Origin of the sequence: Streptomyces sp. NPDC017529 (assembly GCF_044329785.1) — a bacterium.
GTDB lineage: Bacteria > Actinomycetota > Actinomycetes > Streptomycetales > Streptomycetaceae > Streptomyces.
On the sequence record NZ_JBIRJY010000007.1, the window covers coordinates 368,708 to 386,363 of the forward strand.

At 71.6% G+C, this 17,656-nt stretch carries 17 protein-coding genes and 2 rRNA genes; 5 read left to right on the plus strand and 14 right to left on the minus strand.

Features of this window, described 5'->3' with window-relative positions; genetic code table 11:
- Positions 1 to 27: 27 nt before the first annotated feature.
- Genes hemB through ACH4K4_RS21335 form a run of 5 tightly spaced genes read right to left on the minus strand, consistent with a single transcriptional unit; the run spans position 28 to position 5,915 of the window.
- Positions 28 to 1,023 carry a porphobilinogen synthase gene (hemB, locus tag ACH4K4_RS21315; protein WP_398169173.1) on the minus strand — a complete coding sequence of 332 codons (996 nt, stop codon included), beginning with the start codon at positions 1,021 to 1,023 and terminating at the stop codon, positions 28 to 30.
- Complete coding sequence (locus ACH4K4_RS21320) at positions 1,020 to 2,669, minus strand: uroporphyrinogen-III synthase (protein ID WP_398169175.1); 1,650 nt, start codon at positions 2,667 to 2,669, stop codon at positions 1,020 to 1,022. The genes hemB and ACH4K4_RS21320 overlap by 4 nt, the downstream gene beginning before the upstream one ends.
- Positions 2,666 to 3,643, minus strand: a complete 978-nt coding sequence (gene hemC / locus ACH4K4_RS21325) for a hydroxymethylbilane synthase (protein WP_398169177.1) — start codon at positions 3,641 to 3,643, stop codon at positions 2,666 to 2,668. The genes ACH4K4_RS21320 and hemC overlap by 4 nt, the downstream gene beginning before the upstream one ends.
- A complete protein-coding gene (locus tag ACH4K4_RS21330; protein WP_398169178.1) occupies positions 3,640 to 5,079 on the minus strand; it encodes a glutamyl-tRNA reductase in 1,440 nt (479 codons plus the stop codon). The genes hemC and ACH4K4_RS21330 overlap by 4 nt, the downstream gene beginning before the upstream one ends.
- The gene (locus ACH4K4_RS21335) at positions 5,076 to 5,915 is read right to left on the minus strand and encodes a redox-sensing transcriptional repressor Rex (RefSeq protein WP_398169180.1); all 840 of its coding nucleotides are present in this window, start codon (positions 5,913 to 5,915) and stop codon (positions 5,076 to 5,078) included. Before ACH4K4_RS21335 ends, ACH4K4_RS21330 begins: the two co-directional genes overlap by 4 nt.
- A 333-nt stretch (positions 5,916 to 6,248) precedes the next feature.
- Here ACH4K4_RS21335 and ACH4K4_RS21340 point away from each other — a divergent pair, with 333 nt between their 5' ends.
- The 5 genes from ACH4K4_RS21340 to ACH4K4_RS21360 all read left to right on the plus strand — a co-directional run bounded on the left by ACH4K4_RS21340 (position 6,249) and on the right by ACH4K4_RS21360 (position 11,203).
- Positions 6,249 to 6,527, plus strand: coding sequence for a glutaredoxin family protein (locus ACH4K4_RS21340; protein WP_398169182.1), 279 nt, complete (start codon positions 6,249 to 6,251; stop codon positions 6,525 to 6,527).
- A gap of 223 nt (positions 6,528 to 6,750) precedes the next feature.
- Positions 6,751 to 7,743, plus strand: coding sequence for an HAD family hydrolase (locus tag ACH4K4_RS21345; protein ID WP_398169184.1), 993 nt, complete (start codon positions 6,751 to 6,753; stop codon positions 7,741 to 7,743).
- Between the two features lie 4 nt (positions 7,744 to 7,747).
- The gene (locus ACH4K4_RS21350; RefSeq protein WP_398169185.1) at positions 7,748 to 8,359 is read left to right on the plus strand and encodes an SMI1/KNR4 family protein; all 612 of its coding nucleotides are present in this window, start codon (positions 7,748 to 7,750) and stop codon (positions 8,357 to 8,359) included.
- 377 nt (positions 8,360 to 8,736) lie between these two features.
- Complete coding sequence (locus tag ACH4K4_RS21355) at positions 8,737 to 9,519, plus strand: ECF subfamily RNA polymerase sigma factor, BldN family (RefSeq protein ID WP_398169187.1); 783 nt, start codon at positions 8,737 to 8,739, stop codon at positions 9,517 to 9,519.
- Between the two features lie 463 nt (positions 9,520 to 9,982).
- Complete coding sequence (locus ACH4K4_RS21360) at positions 9,983 to 11,203, plus strand: DUF5667 domain-containing protein (RefSeq protein ID WP_398169189.1); 1,221 nt, start codon at positions 9,983 to 9,985, stop codon at positions 11,201 to 11,203.
- Positions 11,204 to 11,318: 115 nt separating this feature from the next.
- Here ACH4K4_RS21360 and ACH4K4_RS21365 read toward each other — a convergent pair whose 3' ends face one another.
- The 9 genes from ACH4K4_RS21365 to ACH4K4_RS21405 form a co-directional block, all read right to left on the minus strand.
- Positions 11,319 to 12,323: a lysophospholipid acyltransferase family protein gene (locus ACH4K4_RS21365; protein WP_398169190.1), complete on the minus strand. Its 1,005-nt coding sequence runs from the start codon at positions 12,321 to 12,323 to the stop codon at positions 11,319 to 11,321.
- A 14-nt stretch (positions 12,324 to 12,337) separates the two neighbouring features.
- A complete protein-coding gene (locus tag ACH4K4_RS21370) occupies positions 12,338 to 13,387 on the minus strand; it encodes an NAD-dependent epimerase/dehydratase family protein (RefSeq protein ID WP_398169191.1) in 1,050 nt (349 codons plus the stop codon).
- Positions 13,388 to 13,739: 352 nt separating this feature from the next.
- Positions 13,740 to 13,838, minus strand: a complete 99-nt coding sequence (locus tag ACH4K4_RS21375; protein ID WP_003948845.1) for a 30S ribosomal protein bS22 — start codon at positions 13,836 to 13,838, stop codon at positions 13,740 to 13,742.
- A gap of 119 nt (positions 13,839 to 13,957) precedes the next feature.
- Positions 13,958 to 14,167 (minus strand): helix-turn-helix domain-containing protein, encoded by a 210-nt coding sequence (locus ACH4K4_RS21380; protein WP_014144137.1) that lies wholly within the window; start codon positions 14,165 to 14,167, stop codon positions 13,958 to 13,960.
- 128 nt (positions 14,168 to 14,295) lie between these two features.
- Positions 14,296 to 15,108, minus strand: a complete 813-nt coding sequence (locus ACH4K4_RS21385) for a phosphatase (RefSeq protein ID WP_398169192.1) — start codon at positions 15,106 to 15,108, stop codon at positions 14,296 to 14,298.
- Between the two features lie 194 nt (positions 15,109 to 15,302).
- Complete coding sequence (locus ACH4K4_RS21390) at positions 15,303 to 16,484, minus strand: acetoin utilization protein AcuC (RefSeq protein WP_398169194.1); 1,182 nt, start codon at positions 16,482 to 16,484, stop codon at positions 15,303 to 15,305.
- Between the two features lie 81 nt (positions 16,485 to 16,565).
- On the minus strand, positions 16,566 to 17,219 hold the full coding sequence (locus ACH4K4_RS21395; protein WP_398169196.1) for an HAD family hydrolase: 654 nt from the start codon (positions 17,217 to 17,219) through the stop codon (positions 16,566 to 16,568).
- Between the two features lie 152 nt (positions 17,220 to 17,371).
- Positions 17,372 to 17,488, minus strand: a 5S ribosomal RNA gene (gene rrf / locus ACH4K4_RS21400).
- Between the two features lie 74 nt (positions 17,489 to 17,562).
- A 23S ribosomal RNA gene (locus ACH4K4_RS21405) occupies positions 17,563 to 17,656 on the minus strand; the annotation flags it as partial.

The window sequence follows — 17,656 nt, forward strand, 5'->3', positions numbered from 1 at the left end:
CGCAACAGCAGAGGTACGGGTGGGAAACTAGAGCTTGCGCGCGACCTCCGTGGCCCAGTAGGTCAGGATCATGTCCGCGCCCGCCCGCTTGAACCCGGTCAGGGCCTCCAGGATCGCCGCGTCGCGGTCGATCCAGCCCTTCTCGGCGGCGGCCTCGATCATCGCGTACTCGCCGGAGATCTGGTACGCGGCGACCGGCACGTCCACCGATTCCGCGATCTTGGCGAGCACGTCCAGGTACGGCATGCCCGGCTTGACCATCACCATGTCGGCGCCCTCCTGGAGGTCGAGCGCCAGCTCGCGCAGCGACTCGCGGGAGTTGCCGTAGTCCTGCTGGTAGGTCTTGCGGTCGCCCTTGAGCGACGAGCCGACGGCCTCGCGGAAGGGGCCGAAGAAGGCCGAGGCGTACTTGGCGGTGTAGGCCAGGACCGACACGTCCTCGTGGCCGGTCTGGTCCAGCGCGTCACGGATGACGCCGACCTGGCCGTCCATCATGCCGCTCGGACCCACCACGTGGACGCCCGCGTCCGCCTGGACCTGCGCCATCTCGGCGTAGCGCTCCAGCGTCGCGTCGTTGTCCACCCGGCCCTGGTCGTCCAGGACGCCGCAGTGACCGTGTTCGGTGTACTCGTCCAGGCACAGGTCCGACATGATCACCAGGTCGTCACCGACCTCGGCGCGCACATCGCGGATGCCCTGCTGGAGGATGCCGTCCGGGTCCGTGCCCGCGGTGCCGGCCGCGTCCTTCTTCGCGTCCTCCGGCACGCCGAACAGCATGATCCCGGCGACGCCCGCCTCGACCGCCTCGACGGCGGCCTTCCGCAGCGTGTCACGGGTGTGCTGCACGACGCCCGGCATCGCCTGGATGCTCACCGGCTCCGAGATCCCCTCCCGCACGAACGCGGGCAGGATCAGGTCCGCCGGGTGCAGGCGGTGTTCGGCGACCATCCGGCGCATGGCCGGCGTGGTGCGCAGCCGGCGCGGCCGCGCACCGGGGAAGTTGCCGTACCTACTGCTGCTCAACTGCGAGCCCTCCTACGCGATCCGGGCCGGCGCTCGCTGGGGCGCGTGACCGGGTCCCCGGCCTCCAGCGCGGCATCGCGCCGCGCCGCCCCGAAGTCCGCGAGCGCTTCGGCCAACTTGTGCACCGAGGGCTCGGGCGACATGACGTCCACGCGCAGCCCGTGCTCCTCGGCGGTCTTTGCGGTGGCCGGGCCGATACAGGCGATCACGGTCACGTTGTGCGGCTTGCCGGCGATGCCGACCAGGTTGCGCACCGTGGAGGACGAGGTGAACAGCACGGCGTCGAACCCGCCGCCCTTGATCGCCTCGCGGGTCTCCTGCGGCGGCGGCGAGGCCCGTACGGTCCGGTAGGCCGTGACGTCGTCGACCTCCCAGCCCAGCTCGATCAGGCCCGCCACCAGCGTCTCGGTGGCGATGTCGGCGCGCGGCAGGAAGACGCGGTCGATCGGGTCGAAGACCGGGTCGTACGGCGGCCAGTCCTCCAGCAGCCCGGCGGCGGACTGCTCGCCGGACGGTACGAGGTCGGGCTTCACGCCGAAGGCGATCAGCGCCTTGGCGGTCTGCTCGCCCACCGCCGCGACCTTGATCCCGGCGAACGCGCGGGCGTCGAGCCCGTACTCCTCGAACTTCTCCCGGACCGCCTTGACGGCGTTGACCGAGGTGAAGGCGATCCACTCGTAGCGCCCGGTGACCAGGCCCTTGACCGCGCGCTCCATCTGCTGCGGGGTGCGCGGCGGCTCCACGGCGATGGTCGGCACCTCGTGCGGCACCGCGCCGTACTCGACGAGCTGGTCGGAGAGCGAGGCGGCCTGCTCCTTCGTCCGCGGCACGAGTACCCGCCAGCCGAACAGCGGCTTGTTCTCGAACCAGGACAGCCGGTCGCGGTGGGCCGCGGCACTGCGCTCGCCGACCACGGCTATGACCGGCTGCCCGCCGTCCGCCGACGGCAGCACCTTCGCGGCCTTCAGCACCTGGGCGACCGAGCCGAGCGTCGTGTTCCACGTGCGCTGGCGCGTCGTCGTACCGGCGACCGTCACCGACATCGGGGTGTCGGGCTTGCGGCCCGCCGACACCAGCTCGGCCGCGGCCGCGGCCACCGAGTCCAGCGCGGTGGAGACGACGGCGGTGGCGTCGCTGGCGCCCACCTCCGACCAGCAGCGGGCGTCGGCGGTACGCGCGTCGACGAAGCGCACGTCCGTGCCGTCCGCGTCGCGCAGCGGCACACCGGCGTACGCGGGCACGCCGACCGCGGCGGCGATGCCCGGCACGACCTCGAAGACGACGCCCTCGGCGGCGCACGCGAGCATCTCCTCGGCGACATGGGCGTCCAGGCCGGGATCGCCGGACACCGCACGCACCACCCGCTTGCCGGTGCGCACGGCCGACATGACAAGATTGGTGGTGTCCCTAAGCGCGGGGACTCCAGCGGTGGTTGACGCTTCGTCAGCCGTCGGCTGCTGCGGGGTGTCCACATTCGCCCGCGCATGCGCGCGGACGACGTCGAGCACCTGCGGGTCGGCGATCAGCACGTCCGCGCGTGCCAGTGCCTCCACGGCACGCAGCGTCAGCAGTCCCGGGTCTCCGGGCCCGGCACCGATGAAGGTGACCTGGCCGGCGGCGGGGTGGTTCGGGGCGGTGGGGTTCAAAGTGCTCGCTCCCCCATAAGACCGGCCGCACCCTTCGCGAGCATCTCGGCGGCGAGTTCGCGCCCCATGTTCCTGGGGGTCGCCGCGTCGCCGAGAGAGGCGGGTACGTGTCCGGTGGTGGACAGCTGCACCAGCGTGGAACCGTCGGTCGTGCCGACGACGCCGCGCAGGCGCATTTCGGTGACAGCCTGCCCGTCGGCCTGCAGGTCGGCCAGCGCACCCACAGGTGCGGAGCAGCCGGCCTCCAGGGCGGCGAGCAGGGAACGCTCGGCCGTCACGGCGGCCCGGGTGAACGGGTCGTCGAGCTCGGCGAGCTGGGCGGCGAGCTGCGCGTTGTGCGCGGCACACTCCACCGCCAGGGCCCCCTGGCCGGGGGCGGGCAAAACCATGTCGGGCGACAGGTGTTCCGTCGCCTCCTCGATCCGGCCGATACGGGACAGCCCGGCCGCGGCCAGCACGACCGCGTCCAGCTCGCCCTTCTCGACGTAGCCGATACGGGTGTCGATGTTGCCGCGGATCGGCACCGCCTCCACCCGCCGGCCCAGCGCACGCGCCCAGGCGTTCAGCTGCGCCATGCGCCGCGGCGAGCCCGTACCCACCCGGGCGCCGTCCGGCAGCTCCTCGAAGACCAGGCCGTCGCGCGCCACCAGCACGTCGCGGGGGTCCTCGCGCAGCGGCACAGCGGCCAGCGTCAGGTCCTCGGGCTGCGCGGTCGGCAGGTCCTTGAGCGAGTGCACGGCGAAGTCGATCGACCCGTCGAGCAGCGCGTCGCGCAGCGCGGAGACGAATACGCCGGTGCCGCCGATCTGCGCCAGGTGCTCGCGCGAGGTGTCGCCGTAGGTGGTGATCTCCACCAGCTCGACGGGGCGGCCGGTCAGCTCGCGCACCGCCTCGGCCACCATCCCCGACTGGGCCATGGCGAGCTTGCTGCGCCGCGTGCCCAGCCGCAGTGCCCGTGGATTGCTGTCAGTCATGCCCGCTCCCGTGCTGTGTGCGGGCCGTCGGCCCGCGTGTCGGCCCGGCTGACGGCGGCAACCGTCTGGGGGTCGAGGTCGAAGAGTTCGCGCAGCGCGTCCGCGTACCCGGCACCGCCGGGCTCGCTGGCCAGCTGCTTGACCCGCACGGTGGGCGCGTGCAGGAGTTTGTCGACGACCCGGCGCACGGTCTGGGTGATCTCCGCGCGCTGCTTGTCGTCGAGGTCGGGGAGGCGGCCGTCGAGCCGGGCGATCTCGCTCGCCACGACATCGGCCGCCATGGTGCGCAGCGCGACCACCGTCGGCGTGATGTGCGCGGCCCGCTGCGCGGCGCCGAACGCGGCCACCTCGTCGGAGACGATGCCGCGCACCCGGTCCACGTCGGCCGCCATCGGGGCGTCCGCCGAGGCGGCGGCCAGCGACTCGATGTCGACGAGGTGCACGCCTTCGGCCCGGTGGGCGGCGGCGTCGATGTCCCGCGGCATGGCCAGGTCCAGCAGCGCCAGCTCGGGCGCCGGGGCGGCCGTGCTGCCCGCGCCGCCCGCGGTGCCGGCGTACCCGTCGCCCGCCGCGATACGGGCGGCGCGGGTCCCGGCGGCACCGGCGATCGCCTCGCCGGTCAGGACCAGGCCCGTCGCACCCGTACAGGAGACGACGACATCGGCGAGCGCCAGCTCGGACTCGACGGCGGGCATCGGCACGGCGCGGGCGGTCAGCCCGTTCAGCGCGCCCGCCGAGCCCGGCTCGGTCAGGATCCGCGTGAGCCGCTCGGCGCGCTCCACCGTCCGGTTGGCCACGGCCAGTTCGCTCACCCCGGCCCGTACGAGCGTGGTGGCGGCCAGCGACGACATGGAACCGGCGCCGATGACCAGGGCGCGCTTGCCCCGGGCCCACTCGGCGACGTCGGTGCCCCGGGCCAGCTGCTCCAGGCCGAAGGTGACCAGCGACTGGCCCGCCTTGTCGATGCCGGTCTCGCTGTGGGCGCGCTTGCCGACCCGCAGCGCCTGCTGGAACAGGTCGTTCAGCAGGCGGCCCGCGGTGTGCTGCTCCTGCGCGACGGCGAGCGCGTCCTTGATCTGACCGAGGATCTGGCCCTCGCCCACGACCATCGAGTCCAGGCCGCAGGCCACCGAGAACAGGTGGTGGACGGCCCGGTCCTCGTAGTGCACGTAGAGGTACGGGGTCAGCTCGTCCAGCCCCGCGCCGCTGTGCCGGGCCAGCAGCGTGGACAGCTCGGCGACACCGGCGTGGAACTTGTCCACGTCGGCGTACAGCTCGATGCGGTTGCAGGTGGAGAGCACCGCGGCCTCGGCGGCCGGTTCGGCCGACACCGTGTCCTGGAGGAGCTTGCCGCGCGCGTCGGGGGCGATGGCGGCGTGCTCCAGCACGCTCACGGGGGCACTGCGGTGGCTGAGCCCGACTACGAGGAGGCTCATGCCGGCATCACGGCGGGCACGTCCCCGTCGGGTCCCTTGCGGTCGGACGGTCCGGCGGGGGCGTCCGCGTCCGGGGCGGCCTTGCCCACGGCCTCGCGCACCTCGCGCACCGCCCGCCGGGCCTCGCGCGCGGCGGCGGCGCGGGCGTCGCCGGCCTCGTCGTGCCCGGCGTCCTCGCCCGCCTTGCGCTGCTCGTGGAAGGCCAGGATCTGCAGCTCTATCGACAGGTCGACCTTGCGCACGTCCACCCCGTCCGGGACGGTCAGCACGGTCGGCGCGAAGTTCAGGATGGAGGTGACACCGGCGGCGACGAGGCGGTCGCAGACCTGCTGCGCCGCGCCCGCCGGGGTCGCGATCACGCCGATCGAGACGCCGTTGTCGGTGATGATCTTTTCCAGCTCGTCGGTGTGCTGGACGGCGATGCCCGCCACCGGCTTGCCGGCCATGGCCGGGTCGGCGTCTATGAGCGCCGCGACGCGGAACCCGCGGGAGGCGAAGCCGCCGTAGTTGGCCAGGGCGGCGCCGAGGTTGCCGATACCGACGATCACGACCGGCCAGTCCTGCGTCAGGCCCAGCTCACGGGAGATCTGGTAGACGAGGTACTCCACGTCGTAGCCGACCCCGCGGGTGCCGTACGAGCCGAGGTAGGAGAAGTCCTTGCGCAGCTTGGCGGAGTTGACCCCGGCGGCGGCCGCGAGTTCCTCGGAGGAGACCGTGGGTACCGAACGCTCGGAGAGCGCGGTCAACGCGCGCAGATACAGCGGAAGGCGGGCGACGGTGGCCTCGGGAATCCCTCGGCTTCGGGTCGCCGGTCGGTGAGTTCGGCCAGTTGCCACGGCGCTCCTGCGGGTAGAGCGGGGCTGTGGACGGCCGTGTGTTCCCCGACCGCCCCGTCGACAGCAGGCTATGTCTTTGTGAACGCGTGCACAAAGATGGTGTCCGCTTTGTCCGGGCAAAGTGACCGGGGTCACGCGGCTTTTACGGCCCCGTCCGGAACCAACTCTCCCGGCGCACCGTTCACATGTTTCGCGCCGGTAACACAGGAGCGCCGACGGCAGCACGCGCCCTCACTCCTCACCGCTATCCCCCCGGAAACCTACAAATCGCCCACCGATGGTAGTCGACCGAGGCGACTGTCCAACCCGCCGAGCGGAGGCACAATTGCGGACATGGCCTCCCTCTTCAGCCGCAGCACCCGCAAGAATCCCGCGGACAGCACGGTCACGCTCATCGGCAAGCCCGGCTGCCACCTGTGCGATGTCGCACAAGAAGTCATCGAAAAAGTGTGCGCGGAGACCGGCGCCTCCTGGGAGAAGAAGGACATCACCCAGGACGAGGAGCTGTACCGCAAGTACTGGGAACAGATTCCGGTCGTCCTCGTGGACGGCGCACAGCACGATTTCTGGCGGGTCGACCCCCAGCGGCTGCGCAAGGCACTGGGCGCCTGACCGCACGACACCCCGCTCCCACCGCCGTACGAGCCCGGCTACGTCCGGGCCGTACCGGTCACGTACGCCATGAGTACCCCCCGGCGTACGACCCCGGCGCAGCGCGCGCCCCGCCGCCCGGAGCCGTCACCCGAATGGCCGTAACGCGACCGTCGGCCGGACCCGGTCCGTCCGACATCCGGCCGTAACCGGATGCACCGAACAACCTGGCTAGGCTAGCCACATGGCCCACCCGTCGCCCGACCGCCGCCCCCGCAGGAACACCTACGGCACGCACCTCCCCACGGGATGGTTCAGCCGCCGTAGGCGCCCCGCCACCGCGCGCAGCGTGCTCGCCGGCGAGGCCGCGGCCGAGGCCGCGCGCAAGTCCTCCCTGGAAGCGGAGGCCCAGGAGGCGGCCGCCGAGGACACCGCGGCCGAGGAGCCGGAGTTCCCGGTCGTCGGCGACACCTGCGCCGCCGCCTTCTTCGACCTCGACAACACCGTCATGCAGGGCGCGTCCCTCTTCCACTTCGGGCGCGGCCTGTACAAGCGGCGCTTCTTCCACAAGCGCGACCTGGCCCGCTTCGTCTGGCAGCAGATCTACTTCCGCTTCATCGGCTCGGAGAACCCCGAGCACATGGCGGACGCCCGCAACAGCGCGCTGTCCATCGTCCAGGGCCACCGCGTCTCCGAGCTGATGACCATCGGCGAGGAGATCTACGACGAGTACATGGCCGAGCGGATCTGGCCCGGCACCCGCGCCCTCGCCCAGGCCCACCTGGACGCGGGCCAGAAGGTCTGGCTGGTCACCGCCGCCCCCGTCGAGACCGCGACGATCATCGCCCGGCGGCTCGGCCTGACCGGCGCCCTCGGCACCGTCGCCGAGTCCGTCGGCGGCGTCTACACCGGCAAGCTGGTCGGCGAGCCGCTGCACGGCCCCGCCAAGGCCGAGGCCGTACGGGCGCTGGCCGCCGCCGAGGGCCTGGACCTGGAGCGCTGCGCCGCCTACAGCGACTCCGCCAACGACATCCCGATGCTGTCGCTGGTCGGCCACCCGTACGCGGTCAACCCCGACGGGCGGCTGCGCAAGCACGCCCGCGAGCAGGGCTGGCGGCTGCGGGACTACCGCACGGGGCGCAAGGCCGTGAAGATCGGCATTCCGGCGGCGGCCGGCGTGGGCGCCCTGGCGGGCGGCGCCGCCGCGGCCGTCGCGCTCCAGCGCCGCCGCCGCTGACCCGGTGGACGACCGCCGGACCGCACCGGCCGCCGGCCCGGCGGACTCCTGGGACGCGGCCGCGGTCCGGACCCGCCTGGCCGAGCTGGCGCGCAGCGACCCCGAGCGCGCCCGCACCGGCGCGGACCGGCACCACTACCGGCTCCGACCACCGCTGCCGGCCGCGGACCTCCACGCGTTCGAGGCCCTGCACGGCGTCGAGCTGCCGGGGTCGTACCGCGATTTCCTCCTGCACGTCGCCGACGGCGGTGCCGGACCGCACCACGGGCTGTTCCCCCTGACCGGTCCCACCGCCTACCCGGGCCCGCCGGACGACTGGGCGGCGGACGACGTCCGCGAGGACGACCGCAGGCCCGGCGCGCTGGCGACGCCCTTCAGGTTCACCTCGGCGTGGCGCCCCGGGCCGGGCGAGCGGTTCGACGCGGCCGCGATGGTGGCCGGGACGCTGGCCGTGGCCGAGACGGGGTGCGGGGGCTTCGTCCGCCTCGTCGTCACCGGCGAGCAGCGCGGGCGCGTCTGGTACGACGATCTGGCGGTCTGGCCCCACCTGGCGCCGGGCCCCGGGTTCCGCGCGTGGTACGCCGCGTGGCTGGCGGACGCGCCGGACCGCGGCTGAGTCCGCCACGCCGGGCGGCGGCCACCACCGTCTGCTCACCGGCCGTGACCGGCGGCCCGTCACCCCCGCCCCGCGGGCAATCCCTGCTCTATACCCCCACCCTGTCCCCCACAGTCCCGTTGTCGACGGTCCGCCACAACACGCCCCGCAACCAGGCAGATCACGTTCCTTTCTGATCAATATCTGCTCAGCAATCGATACTTGAACGGGCATGAACGCGTAACGGACCAGAAGTAATCGATGATTTGAGCAACTGGGTGTAGCGCTGCCTGTACGAAGCGTTATTCTCCTCAGACGCAAACCGGTACCCACGCGTCCCTACGACGGGTGAACGGTCCCGCACTGCACGTGATGGAAGCTCTGCCTCTGGGAGTCCCGTGTACCCACACGTCGGGGTTGACGCCTCGGGCCTGGCTACGCTGCGTACGACACTCGTCGACCACCTGCGCAGTTTTGTCCCCACCGCGATCGCCGTCCCCGCATTCGCCACCGCCACCCCCGCCGGCCCCTGCTACGCCCTGGCCGACGGGAGCACCACCACAGTCGGCAAGGCCGGCGGCAGAACCCGCCGCGGCGCCGGCACGCCCACCGCCCGGCGCCCCGCCGACAGCGACAGCCGCCGCATGATGGACCTCGTCGAGCGCGCCCAGGCCGGCGAGGCCGAGGCGTTCGGCCGCCTCTACGACCAGTACGCCGACACGGTCTACCGCTACATCTACTACCGGGTGGGCGGCCGGGCCACGGCCGAGGACCTGACCAGCGAGACGTTCCTGCGCGCCCTGCGCCGCATCGGCACCTTCACCTGGCAGGGCCGCGACTTCGGCGCCTGGCTGGTCACGATCGCCCGCAACCTGGTCGCCGACCACTTCAAGTCGTCGCGCTTCCGGCTGGAGGTCACCACCGGCGAGATGCTCGACGCCAACGAGGTCGAGCGCAGCCCCGAGGACTCCGTCCTGGAGTCCCTCTCCAACGCGGCGCTCCTGGAAGCGGTCCGCAAGCTCAACCCGCAGCAGCAGGAGTGTGTGACGCTGCGCTTCCTCCAGGGCCTGTCGGTCGCGGAGACCGCGCGCGTCATGGGGAAGAACGAGGGCGCGATCAAGACCCTCCAGTACCGGGCCGTAAGGACCCTGGCCCGGCTGCTCCCGGACGACGCCCGCTGACCGCCGCCACGGCGCCCCGGAACACCGCCCGCGCGCCCTCCCGGGTCCCGATCACCCTTCCTGCCTGCGCTGTTGCCCGTTTCGCCGCCCCGAGGCCCCTCTCCGGCCCATCATCAGGACTAACGCTTGGACCACCGCCCCGATCGCCTGAATCTCCCGGACCGATGTTGACGTCGGCGCACCGCCCGACCGGCGTTCCGCGCCCGCTGACACGCCCGGCGCCGGCCCTCGCGTCTTTTGACTACAGGTGATCGTTCGTGACCGTTCCGTCAGATCATCGTGAGTGCGTAACCCAAGTGCCGCGGCGCTCGTTGTGCGGAATGCAGGCTCCCTGCGGTCACGCCATGCCCGCAACACCTCACTCGTTCGAGTGGACACGAGCAAGGCGTGCAACCTTCCGGCCAGTCTGGATAGTCAAGCCAGTCCGGGGAGTCGAGCGGGATGACGAGAGGAGGTGCCGCCCGTGATCGCGAACGTATCGGTGCACCGGCGGGCTAACGCCTTCGCCCAGGCCCTGGAGGATCAGGTCCTTCCGGGCGCGGCGGCCGAGGACGAGGTCGGCACACCGGCGGAAGCGTGCGGAGAAACAAGGCTGCTGGCGGTCGCCGGCACGCTCGGAGAACTCCCCAAGCCGGAGTTGGACCCCGAGGTCAAGACCGTCCACCGGGCCCAGCTCATCGCGGCGATGGAGGCGGCCTTCGCCGAAGGTGGTGCCCCGTCCGACGGCTCGCGGGTGCCACCGCAGCGCGGGGCGCACCGGGCCGCGAAATCCCTGGGCCGGCTGCGCCCCAGGTCCCGGCTGTCCAAGGGGCTCGCGGCGGGCGGCCTGACGGTCGGCGTCGCGGCCGGAGCCTTCAGCGGCGTCGCCGCCGCCAGCTCCGACGCGCTCCCGGGCGACTCGCTGTACGGCCTCAAGCGCGGCATGGAGGACCTGAAGCTGGGCATGGCGGACGACGTGGCCGACCGGGGCCGCCTCTTCCTCGACCAGGCGTCCACGCGCATGTTCGAGGCCCACCGCCTCATGGAGCGCGGCCGGCTCGGCGCCCTCGACCACGAGTCGCTCGGCGAGGTCCGCAAGGCGCTCTCCGGGGTCAAGCAGGACGCCGGCGAGGGCCACCGCCTGCTCCACGAGGCGTACGAGCGCGACGGCTCCCTGGGCCCCATCCAGACGCTCAACAGCTTCACCAAGTCGCACCGCGACAGCTGGAGCAGGCTCCGCGACCGCCTGCCCGCCCAGCTCATGGACGTCCGCGACGAGGTCAGCTCGGTCTTCGACGCCATAGACGAGGAAGTCGGCCCGCTGCGCTCCCTGCTGCCCAAGCCGCCGGACGGCGCGAGCCGCCACGAGAGCGCCCCCCGGGAGTCCGCGCCGGGCACGGCCAAGAGCCGTACGAACCAGCCGGCCCCGCCCGGGGAGAGCGCCACCTCGTCCGGCGAGACCGACGGCTCCCAGGCCCCCCGCCATGCCCCGTCGGCCTCCTCCCCTGCCCAGGAGAAGGACGGTCTGCTCGGCGGCAGCACGGGCGGCTTGCTGGACCCGCCCGCCGACGCCGGCACCCCCGCCCCGGACGGCAAGGGACGGCCGGGCAAGGACTCGCCGCACGAGCCCGACGTCACCATCCCGCCGCTGCTCCCCGGACTCCTGCCCGACATCAACCTCGACGGCAAGAACCCGCTGGGCTGACCTGTCGGCCGGGCCGCCCGGCCCGGCCGGCCGTGCCCCGGCGCCCGATGCGGCGCCGGGGCACCTGGCGTTCCGCCGGGCCGTACACACGCGCCGAAGTCCCTGGGAAGCCCCTCTAGAAGAACACCGACCGCCGCTGCACCAGCAGCTTGTAGAGCGTGTGCTGGATCGTCTCCCGCACCTGGTCCGTCAGGTTGAACATCAGCATCGGGTCGTCCGCCGCCTCCGGCGGGTAGCCGTCCGTGAGAATCGGCTCGCCGAACTGGATCGTCCACTTCGTCGGCAGCGGCACCAGGCCCAGCGGCCCGAGCCACGGGAAGGTCGGCGTCAGCGGGAAGTACGGGAAGCCCAGCACCCGCGCCAGCGTCTTGGCGTCCCCGATCTTCGGGTAGATCTCCTCCGCGCCCACGATCGAGCACGGCACGATCGGCACCCCGGCCCGCAGCGCGGTGGAGACGAACCCGCCGCGCCCGAACCGCTGGAGCTTGTAGCGGTCCGAGAAGGGCTTGCCGATGCCCTTGAAGCCCTCCGGCATCACCCCGACCAGTTCGCCCCGCTCCAGCAGCCGCTGCGCGTCCTCGGCGCAGGCCAGCGTGTGCCCCGCCTTGCGCGCCAGCTCGTTGATCACCGGCAGGACGAAGACCAGGTCGGCCGCCAGCAGCCGCAGGTGCCGCTCGGCCGGGTGGTTGTCGTGCACCGCGACCTGGAGCATCAGCCCGTCCAGGGGCAGCGTCCCGGAGTGGTTGGCGACGATCAGCGCACCGCCGTCGGCCGGGATGTTCTCGATGCCCTTGACCTCGACCCGGAAGTACTTCTCGTAGAAGGGCCGCAGCAGCGTCATCAGGACCTGGTCGGTGAGCTCCTCGTCGTAACCGAAGTCGTCGACCTCGTACTCGCCGGTGAGCCGCCTGCGCAGGAACCGCAGGCCGCCGGCGATCCGCCGCTCCCAGGACGCCCCCGGCAGCTCCTCCGGCGCCCCGGCCGCCGGCTCCTCCCCGGCCCGCCCCCGGGGCTCCGGTACGGGCGCGAGCGCCGAGCGGCGGCTCCCGCGGCCCGGCCGCTTGGCCTTCCTGCGCGACCGGGGCTCCTCGCCGAAGGGAATGACCTTGGCGTCCGCCATCGTGGGTGAACTCCTCACTGGGTCGGGCCGCTGCGTGCGGGGAGCACGGCGGCGAGCCGGTCGACGGTACGGGCGAGGACCTCGGGCGGCAGCAGCCCGGGCCCGCGGCTGCCGGCGAACTCCGCGAAAGAATCCGCCGTCGTGTATTTCGGGTGAAACCCCAGTGTCTCCCGCATTTGGGTCGTCTGGACGACCCGGCCGTGGGTGAGCATCCGGATCTGTTCCGGCGAGAAGTCGGTGATGCCGAGCGAGCGCAGTGCGGTGCCGGCCCAGGTGACGGTCGGCAGGAACAGCGGCAGGGTGGGCCGGCCCAGCCGCCGGGAGCACTGGGAGAGCAGCAGCGCGCCGTCTCCCGCGATGTTGAACGTGCCGCTGTTGAGCGTGCCGCGGCGCGGCTTCGCGGCGGCCAGGCGCAGCACCTCGATCGCGTCGTCCTCGTGCACGAACTGCAGCCGGGGGTCGTAGCCCAGAACGGTGGGCAGCACGGGCAGCGAGAAGTACTCGGCGAGCGGCGAGTCGGCGCACGCGCCGAGGATGTTGGCGAAGCGCAGCACGCACACCGCGACGTCCGGACGGCGCCGGGCGAAGCCGCGTACGTACCCCTCGACCTCGACCACGTCCTTGGCGAAGCCGCCGCTCGGCAGCGATTTCGGGGACGTGGTCTCGGTGAAGACGGCGGGGTCGCGGGGCGCCGAGCCGTACACGCTGGTGCTGGACTTCACCACCAGCCGTTTGACGTGCGGTGCCTTCTGGCAGGCGCCGAGCAGCTGCATGGTGCCGATGACGTTGGTCTCCTTGACCGACGTCCGGCTGCCCCGGCCGCCGAGCGGCGCGCCGTTGATGTCCATGTGGACCACAGTGTCCGCATGGGTCTCGGCCAGCACTCTGGCAATGGCCGGATGCCTGATGTCGGCCTTGAGGAACTCGGCCCCGCCCAAATGGTGCTCGGGCGCTACGGCGTCGACTCCGATCACCCGGTCGACGTCGGGGTCGCGCTGAATGCGTCGTACGAACCGGCCCCCCAGTTGCCGTGCGACTCCAGTGACGAGCACGACCTTTCCCAAGATCAGCCCTTCCTTCCCGCCCTTTGTCCCTCGCGTGAGCCGAGCTGTGCGGCCACGCTATCGGGTCGTTGTTGCGCTGTGATGACCGCGGGATGCTCTGAGCTACATTTCAAGCCTTGGCCCGAGCTTTGCGTCTGCCACCGGACAGCTTTGCCGGCGTCCGCCCCCGTACTCCCGCCCCCGGATACCGCCGGACATCCTTCGGTAGTCCGCCACCGCGCCGCTCCGCCCGGACGGCCCCGGCACGCATTCCGGCACGCTCCCCGGGTGCACCGGAAAACCGTCCCGAAACGCACCGCAGCCCCCCACCGCCTGATGCGGTGAGAGGCTGCGGAATCGCGCTCAGCGTTGCTTACTTCTTGTTGCGACGCTGAACACGGGTGCGCTTGAGCAGCTTGCGGTGCTTCTTCTTGGCCATCCGCTTGCGCCGCTTCTTGATAACAGAGCCCACGACTACCCTCGCTCACTTCGTATCACTCGGTGCGGGGCGTCCGAGCCCACACTACCTACATCGGGCCAGCCTACCCGGCGTCGAGCCTACGGCGTAATCCGAGGGTCATCTTGGGCCCCTCAGGCCGATTCCACCCCCACATAAGACTCACGGAGGTAGTCGTGGACCGCTTGCTCCGGGACCCGGAAAGACCTCCCCACTCGGATCGCGGGCAGATGACCGCTGTGCACCAAGCGGTACACGGTCATCTTCGACACTCGCATCACCGTGGCGACTTCCGCCACGGTCAGGAACACGACCTCGTTGAGAGGCCTTTGGTCTGCAGCCATGACACACCTGAACCTTCCGCACATGACGGGCACCGGCTTCCCCTCCGGTGACTCCCCGTCGCTGTGCGCTCACTCCCCAGGTTAGGGGCGGGTGATGCGAGTGGGGAAGAGGAGCAGCGATCGGCCGCCTACTGTGACAGACACGCTCGATTGAGTACATAGCGAGTAAGCGGTCGGTAGTAATCAGACCGCACAGCGTCATCAAGCGGAACTACGGCGGACACCCGCCCCTCCGCCTGTCCGACGAACAGCGCGGGATCGTCCGTATCCGCCAGTCCGATGGCCTCAAAGCCCAGCTGACCTGCTCCGCAGACCCAGCCGTGGTCGCCGATCACCAGCTCGGGAAGCGGCCCGCCGGCGTCTGCGGCGGCGTCGAGGGCGGTACGAACCGGGAGGGGGGAGTGGGTGTGCACACCCGGCTCACCGGGGGCGTGCCGCACGCCCGGTTCGCGCATCAGCGCGACTCCCCGTACGTAGTCAAGGTTGTACGTGCGTACCCCGAATCGGGTCGCTATGTCGACACAGTGGCCATACGCCGGGGTGAGAACGGTGCATCCCGCCGCCGACAGAGCGTCTGCCAGGCCGCCGTAGAAGCCCAGCAACCGGTGCGGGTGGCCCGTTCCGATCAGTACCGCAGCGTGCCGGGCGGCCGCCGCGCCGAGCCGGTCGGCGAAAGCGTCGAGCCCCGCGATCGTACAGTCTGGATCGATCACATCGGGGCCGGATGTATATCCGGGATCGGCCGAAACCCCACATCGCTCCGCCATCACCCGAAGCACTTCGCGCGCGGACCAGTCGTCTTCGGGCTCAAGACCGATCAGCACACGGGGGTCGCCGGCCGCGAAGAGCCGGTAGCGGGTGAGGCTCTTCTCCCGGGAGGTGGCAATCGTCCCCGCGAGCCCCGTCCGCACCACATACGCCTTGAGCGCACCGACCTCCACGCCCCGCCCCCGCTCGCAGCAGAACCCCGTACCCCGCCATGCTGACGCCCCGGGGCCGGCACCGGCCGCGAAACCGCCCGGCAGTCACACATCCGGGCGCATGGTCCGCACGGGCCCGCACCGCGCCCCTCGGGCGTGGAACGGGAACCAGCGCCCTTCCGCGGCCCTTCCCGCCCGGCCACGGCCGCGGAGATCTACGGCAGCAGCCCGTGCGAGGGGAACACCGCCCGCCGCGCCGCCAGCACCGCCTGGTCCAGCCGGTCCCCCGGGTCGTACCCGCCGCTGACGAAGTCGCGCCATCCCGCTTCCCGCCCGTCCGTCATCCGGTACGGACCCGGCTCCCGCGTCCGCCGGAACACTTCGTACCGCCACTCCTCCGGCACCTCCGCCGCGGGCTCGATCGCCCGGCCCGCCGCGATCGCGACCAGATGCGTCCAACTGCGCGGTACGACGTCGACCACCGCGTATCCGCCGCCGCCCAGCGCGACCCAGCGCCCCTCGGCGTGCTCGTGCGTCAGGTCGTGGCAGGCCGCCGCCACCGCCCGCTGCGCGTCCAGGCTCACCGCCAGGTGCGCCAGCGGGTCCTCGAAGTGCGTGTCGGCCCCGTGTTGGGTCACGAGCACGTCGGGACGGAACACGTCCAGCAGATCCGGCACCACCGCGTGGAACGCCCGCAGCCAGCCCTCGTCGCCGGTCCCGGCCGGCAGCGCGACATTCACGACGCTGCCCTCGGCCTCGGTGCCGCCGGTCTCCTCGGGCCACCCGGTGTGCGGGAAAAGCGTCCGCGGGTGCTCGTGCAGGGAGATCGTCAGCACCCGGGGGTCGTCCCAGAAGGCGGCTTGTACGCCGTCTCCGTGGTGCACGTCCACGTCCACGTACGCGACCCGCTCGGCACCCAGCTCCAGCAGCCGCGCGACGGCCAGCGCCGCGTCGTTGTAGATACAGAAGCCCGCGGCCCCGCCGGGCATCGCGTGGTGCAGGCCGCCCGCGAAGTTCACCGCGTGCAGGGCGTCCCCGCGCCACACCGCCTCCGCCGCGCCCACTGATTGCCCCGCGATCAGTGCCGACGCCTCGTGCATCCCGGCGAACGCCGGATCGTCCTCGGTACCGAGCCCGTACGCCGTGTCGGCGGCCTTCGGGTCGGCAGAGGCCCTCCGTACGGCGTCGATGTAGTCCGCGCGGTGCACGAGCCCCAGGGTGGAGACGCCGGCGGCCTTCGCGGCCACCACTTCCACCGCATCGGGCCCGCGGTCGAGTCCGAACGCCTCCACCAACCGCATGGTCAGTGCGAGCCGGACCGGGTCCATCGGATGGCCGGGCCCGAAGTCGTAGCCCGTTACTGCCTCGTCCCACATCAGCTGTGCGCGGCCGCTCATGCCCGTCACCGTATCCGAGCTCCGGAAACGGGTACCCGGCCGTCCCCTTGCCGGGAGGCGGGTGGCCAGGTAGCCGCGTGGTTACGCGAGCAGCTGCGGCAGTTCCGCCATGCTCGCGAAGAGCCCGGTGACCCCGGCGGCGGCGGTGAGCTTCTCCGCCGGCGTCATGGCCGTGAAGCCGTACACGTCCATTCCGGCGGCGGCCGCGGCCTGGACGCCGAGCGGGCTGTCCTCGATCACCGCGCAGCGCTCCGGCGCCACGCCCATCTCGCGGGCCGCGTGCAGGAACAGGTCGGGGGCCGGCTTGCCCTTGCCGACGTCCTGCGAGCTGAAAATCCACTCCTCCTCGAACCACTCGTCGAGGCCGGTCTTGCGGTGCCCGACCCGGATCCGCTCATGACTGCCGGAGGACGCCACACAGTACGGAGTCCCGTCGGCGGTCAGCTTCCCCAGCACCTCGTCCACGCCGGCGACCGGCTCCAACTCCCGCTCGAACGCTTCGAAGACGCGCGAGTGCAGCGTCGTCTCGAAGTCCTCGGGGAGGAGCTGCCCGGTCCGTTCCTTCACCAGGTCGTGCACCCGGTGCACCGCGGCGCCCATGTAGTCGTGGAGGGATTCCTCGTACGTGGTGGGATGACCGAGTTCGGTGAGATAACCGGCCAGGATGGTATTGGAAATCGGCTCGCTGTCGACGAGCACGCCGTCGTTGTCGAAGATGATGAGGTCGTAACGCATCCTTCGAGCGTAAACGCCATGGAGAGCCGGCCCGACAAACGCGGGCGGCCGCAGCCGGGATCCGCGCCGAGCTGAAAAACGTCCGGAGGTAAAACGTCCGGAAATGCGGAAAGCCCCGCACCATACGGTGCGGGGCTTCCCACTCACAATTTGTTCGGCGGCGTCCTACTCTCCCACAGGGTCCCCCCTGCAGTACCATCGGCGCTGAAAGGCTTAGCTTCCGGGTTCGAAATGTAACCGGGCGTTTCCCTAACGCTATGACCACCGAAACACTATGAAGTTGAACTCCAGCCGACAAGGCGAGTTCGTTACTTCAGAACTAACACAGTGGACGCGAGCAACTGAGGACAAGCCCTCGGCCTATTAGTACCAGTCAACTCCACCCGTTACCAGGCTTCCATATCTGGCCTATCAACCCAGTCGTCTACTGGGAGCCT

Excerpts from the sequence above, each read along its gene's own strand:
- hemC (WP_398169177.1), bottom strand. The coding sequence starts at position 3,643 with ATGACTGACAGCAATCCACGGGCACTGCGGCTGGGCACGCGGCGCAGC.
- ACH4K4_RS21330 (WP_398169178.1), bottom strand. The coding sequence starts at position 5,079 with ATGAGCCTCCTCGTAGTCGGGCTCAGCCACCGCAGTGCCCCCGTGAGC.
- ACH4K4_RS21340 (WP_398169182.1), top strand. The coding sequence starts at position 6,249 with ATGGCCTCCCTCTTCAGCCGCAGCACCCGCAAGAATCCCGCGGACAGC.
- ACH4K4_RS21345 (WP_398169184.1), top strand. The coding sequence starts at position 6,751 with ATGGCCCACCCGTCGCCCGACCGCCGCCCCCGCAGGAACACCTACGGC.
- ACH4K4_RS21365 (WP_398169190.1), bottom strand. The coding sequence starts at position 12,323 with ATGGCGGACGCCAAGGTCATTCCCTTCGGCGAGGAGCCCCGGTCGCGC.
- ACH4K4_RS21380 (WP_014144137.1), bottom strand. The coding sequence starts at position 14,167 with ATGGCTGCAGACCAAAGGCCTCTCAACGAGGTCGTGTTCCTGACCGTG.
- ACH4K4_RS21390 (WP_398169194.1), bottom strand. The coding sequence starts at position 16,484 with ATGAGCGGCCGCGCACAGCTGATGTGGGACGAGGCAGTAACGGGCTAC.
- ACH4K4_RS21395 (WP_398169196.1), bottom strand. The coding sequence starts at position 17,219 with ATGCGTTACGACCTCATCATCTTCGACAACGACGGCGTGCTCGTCGAC.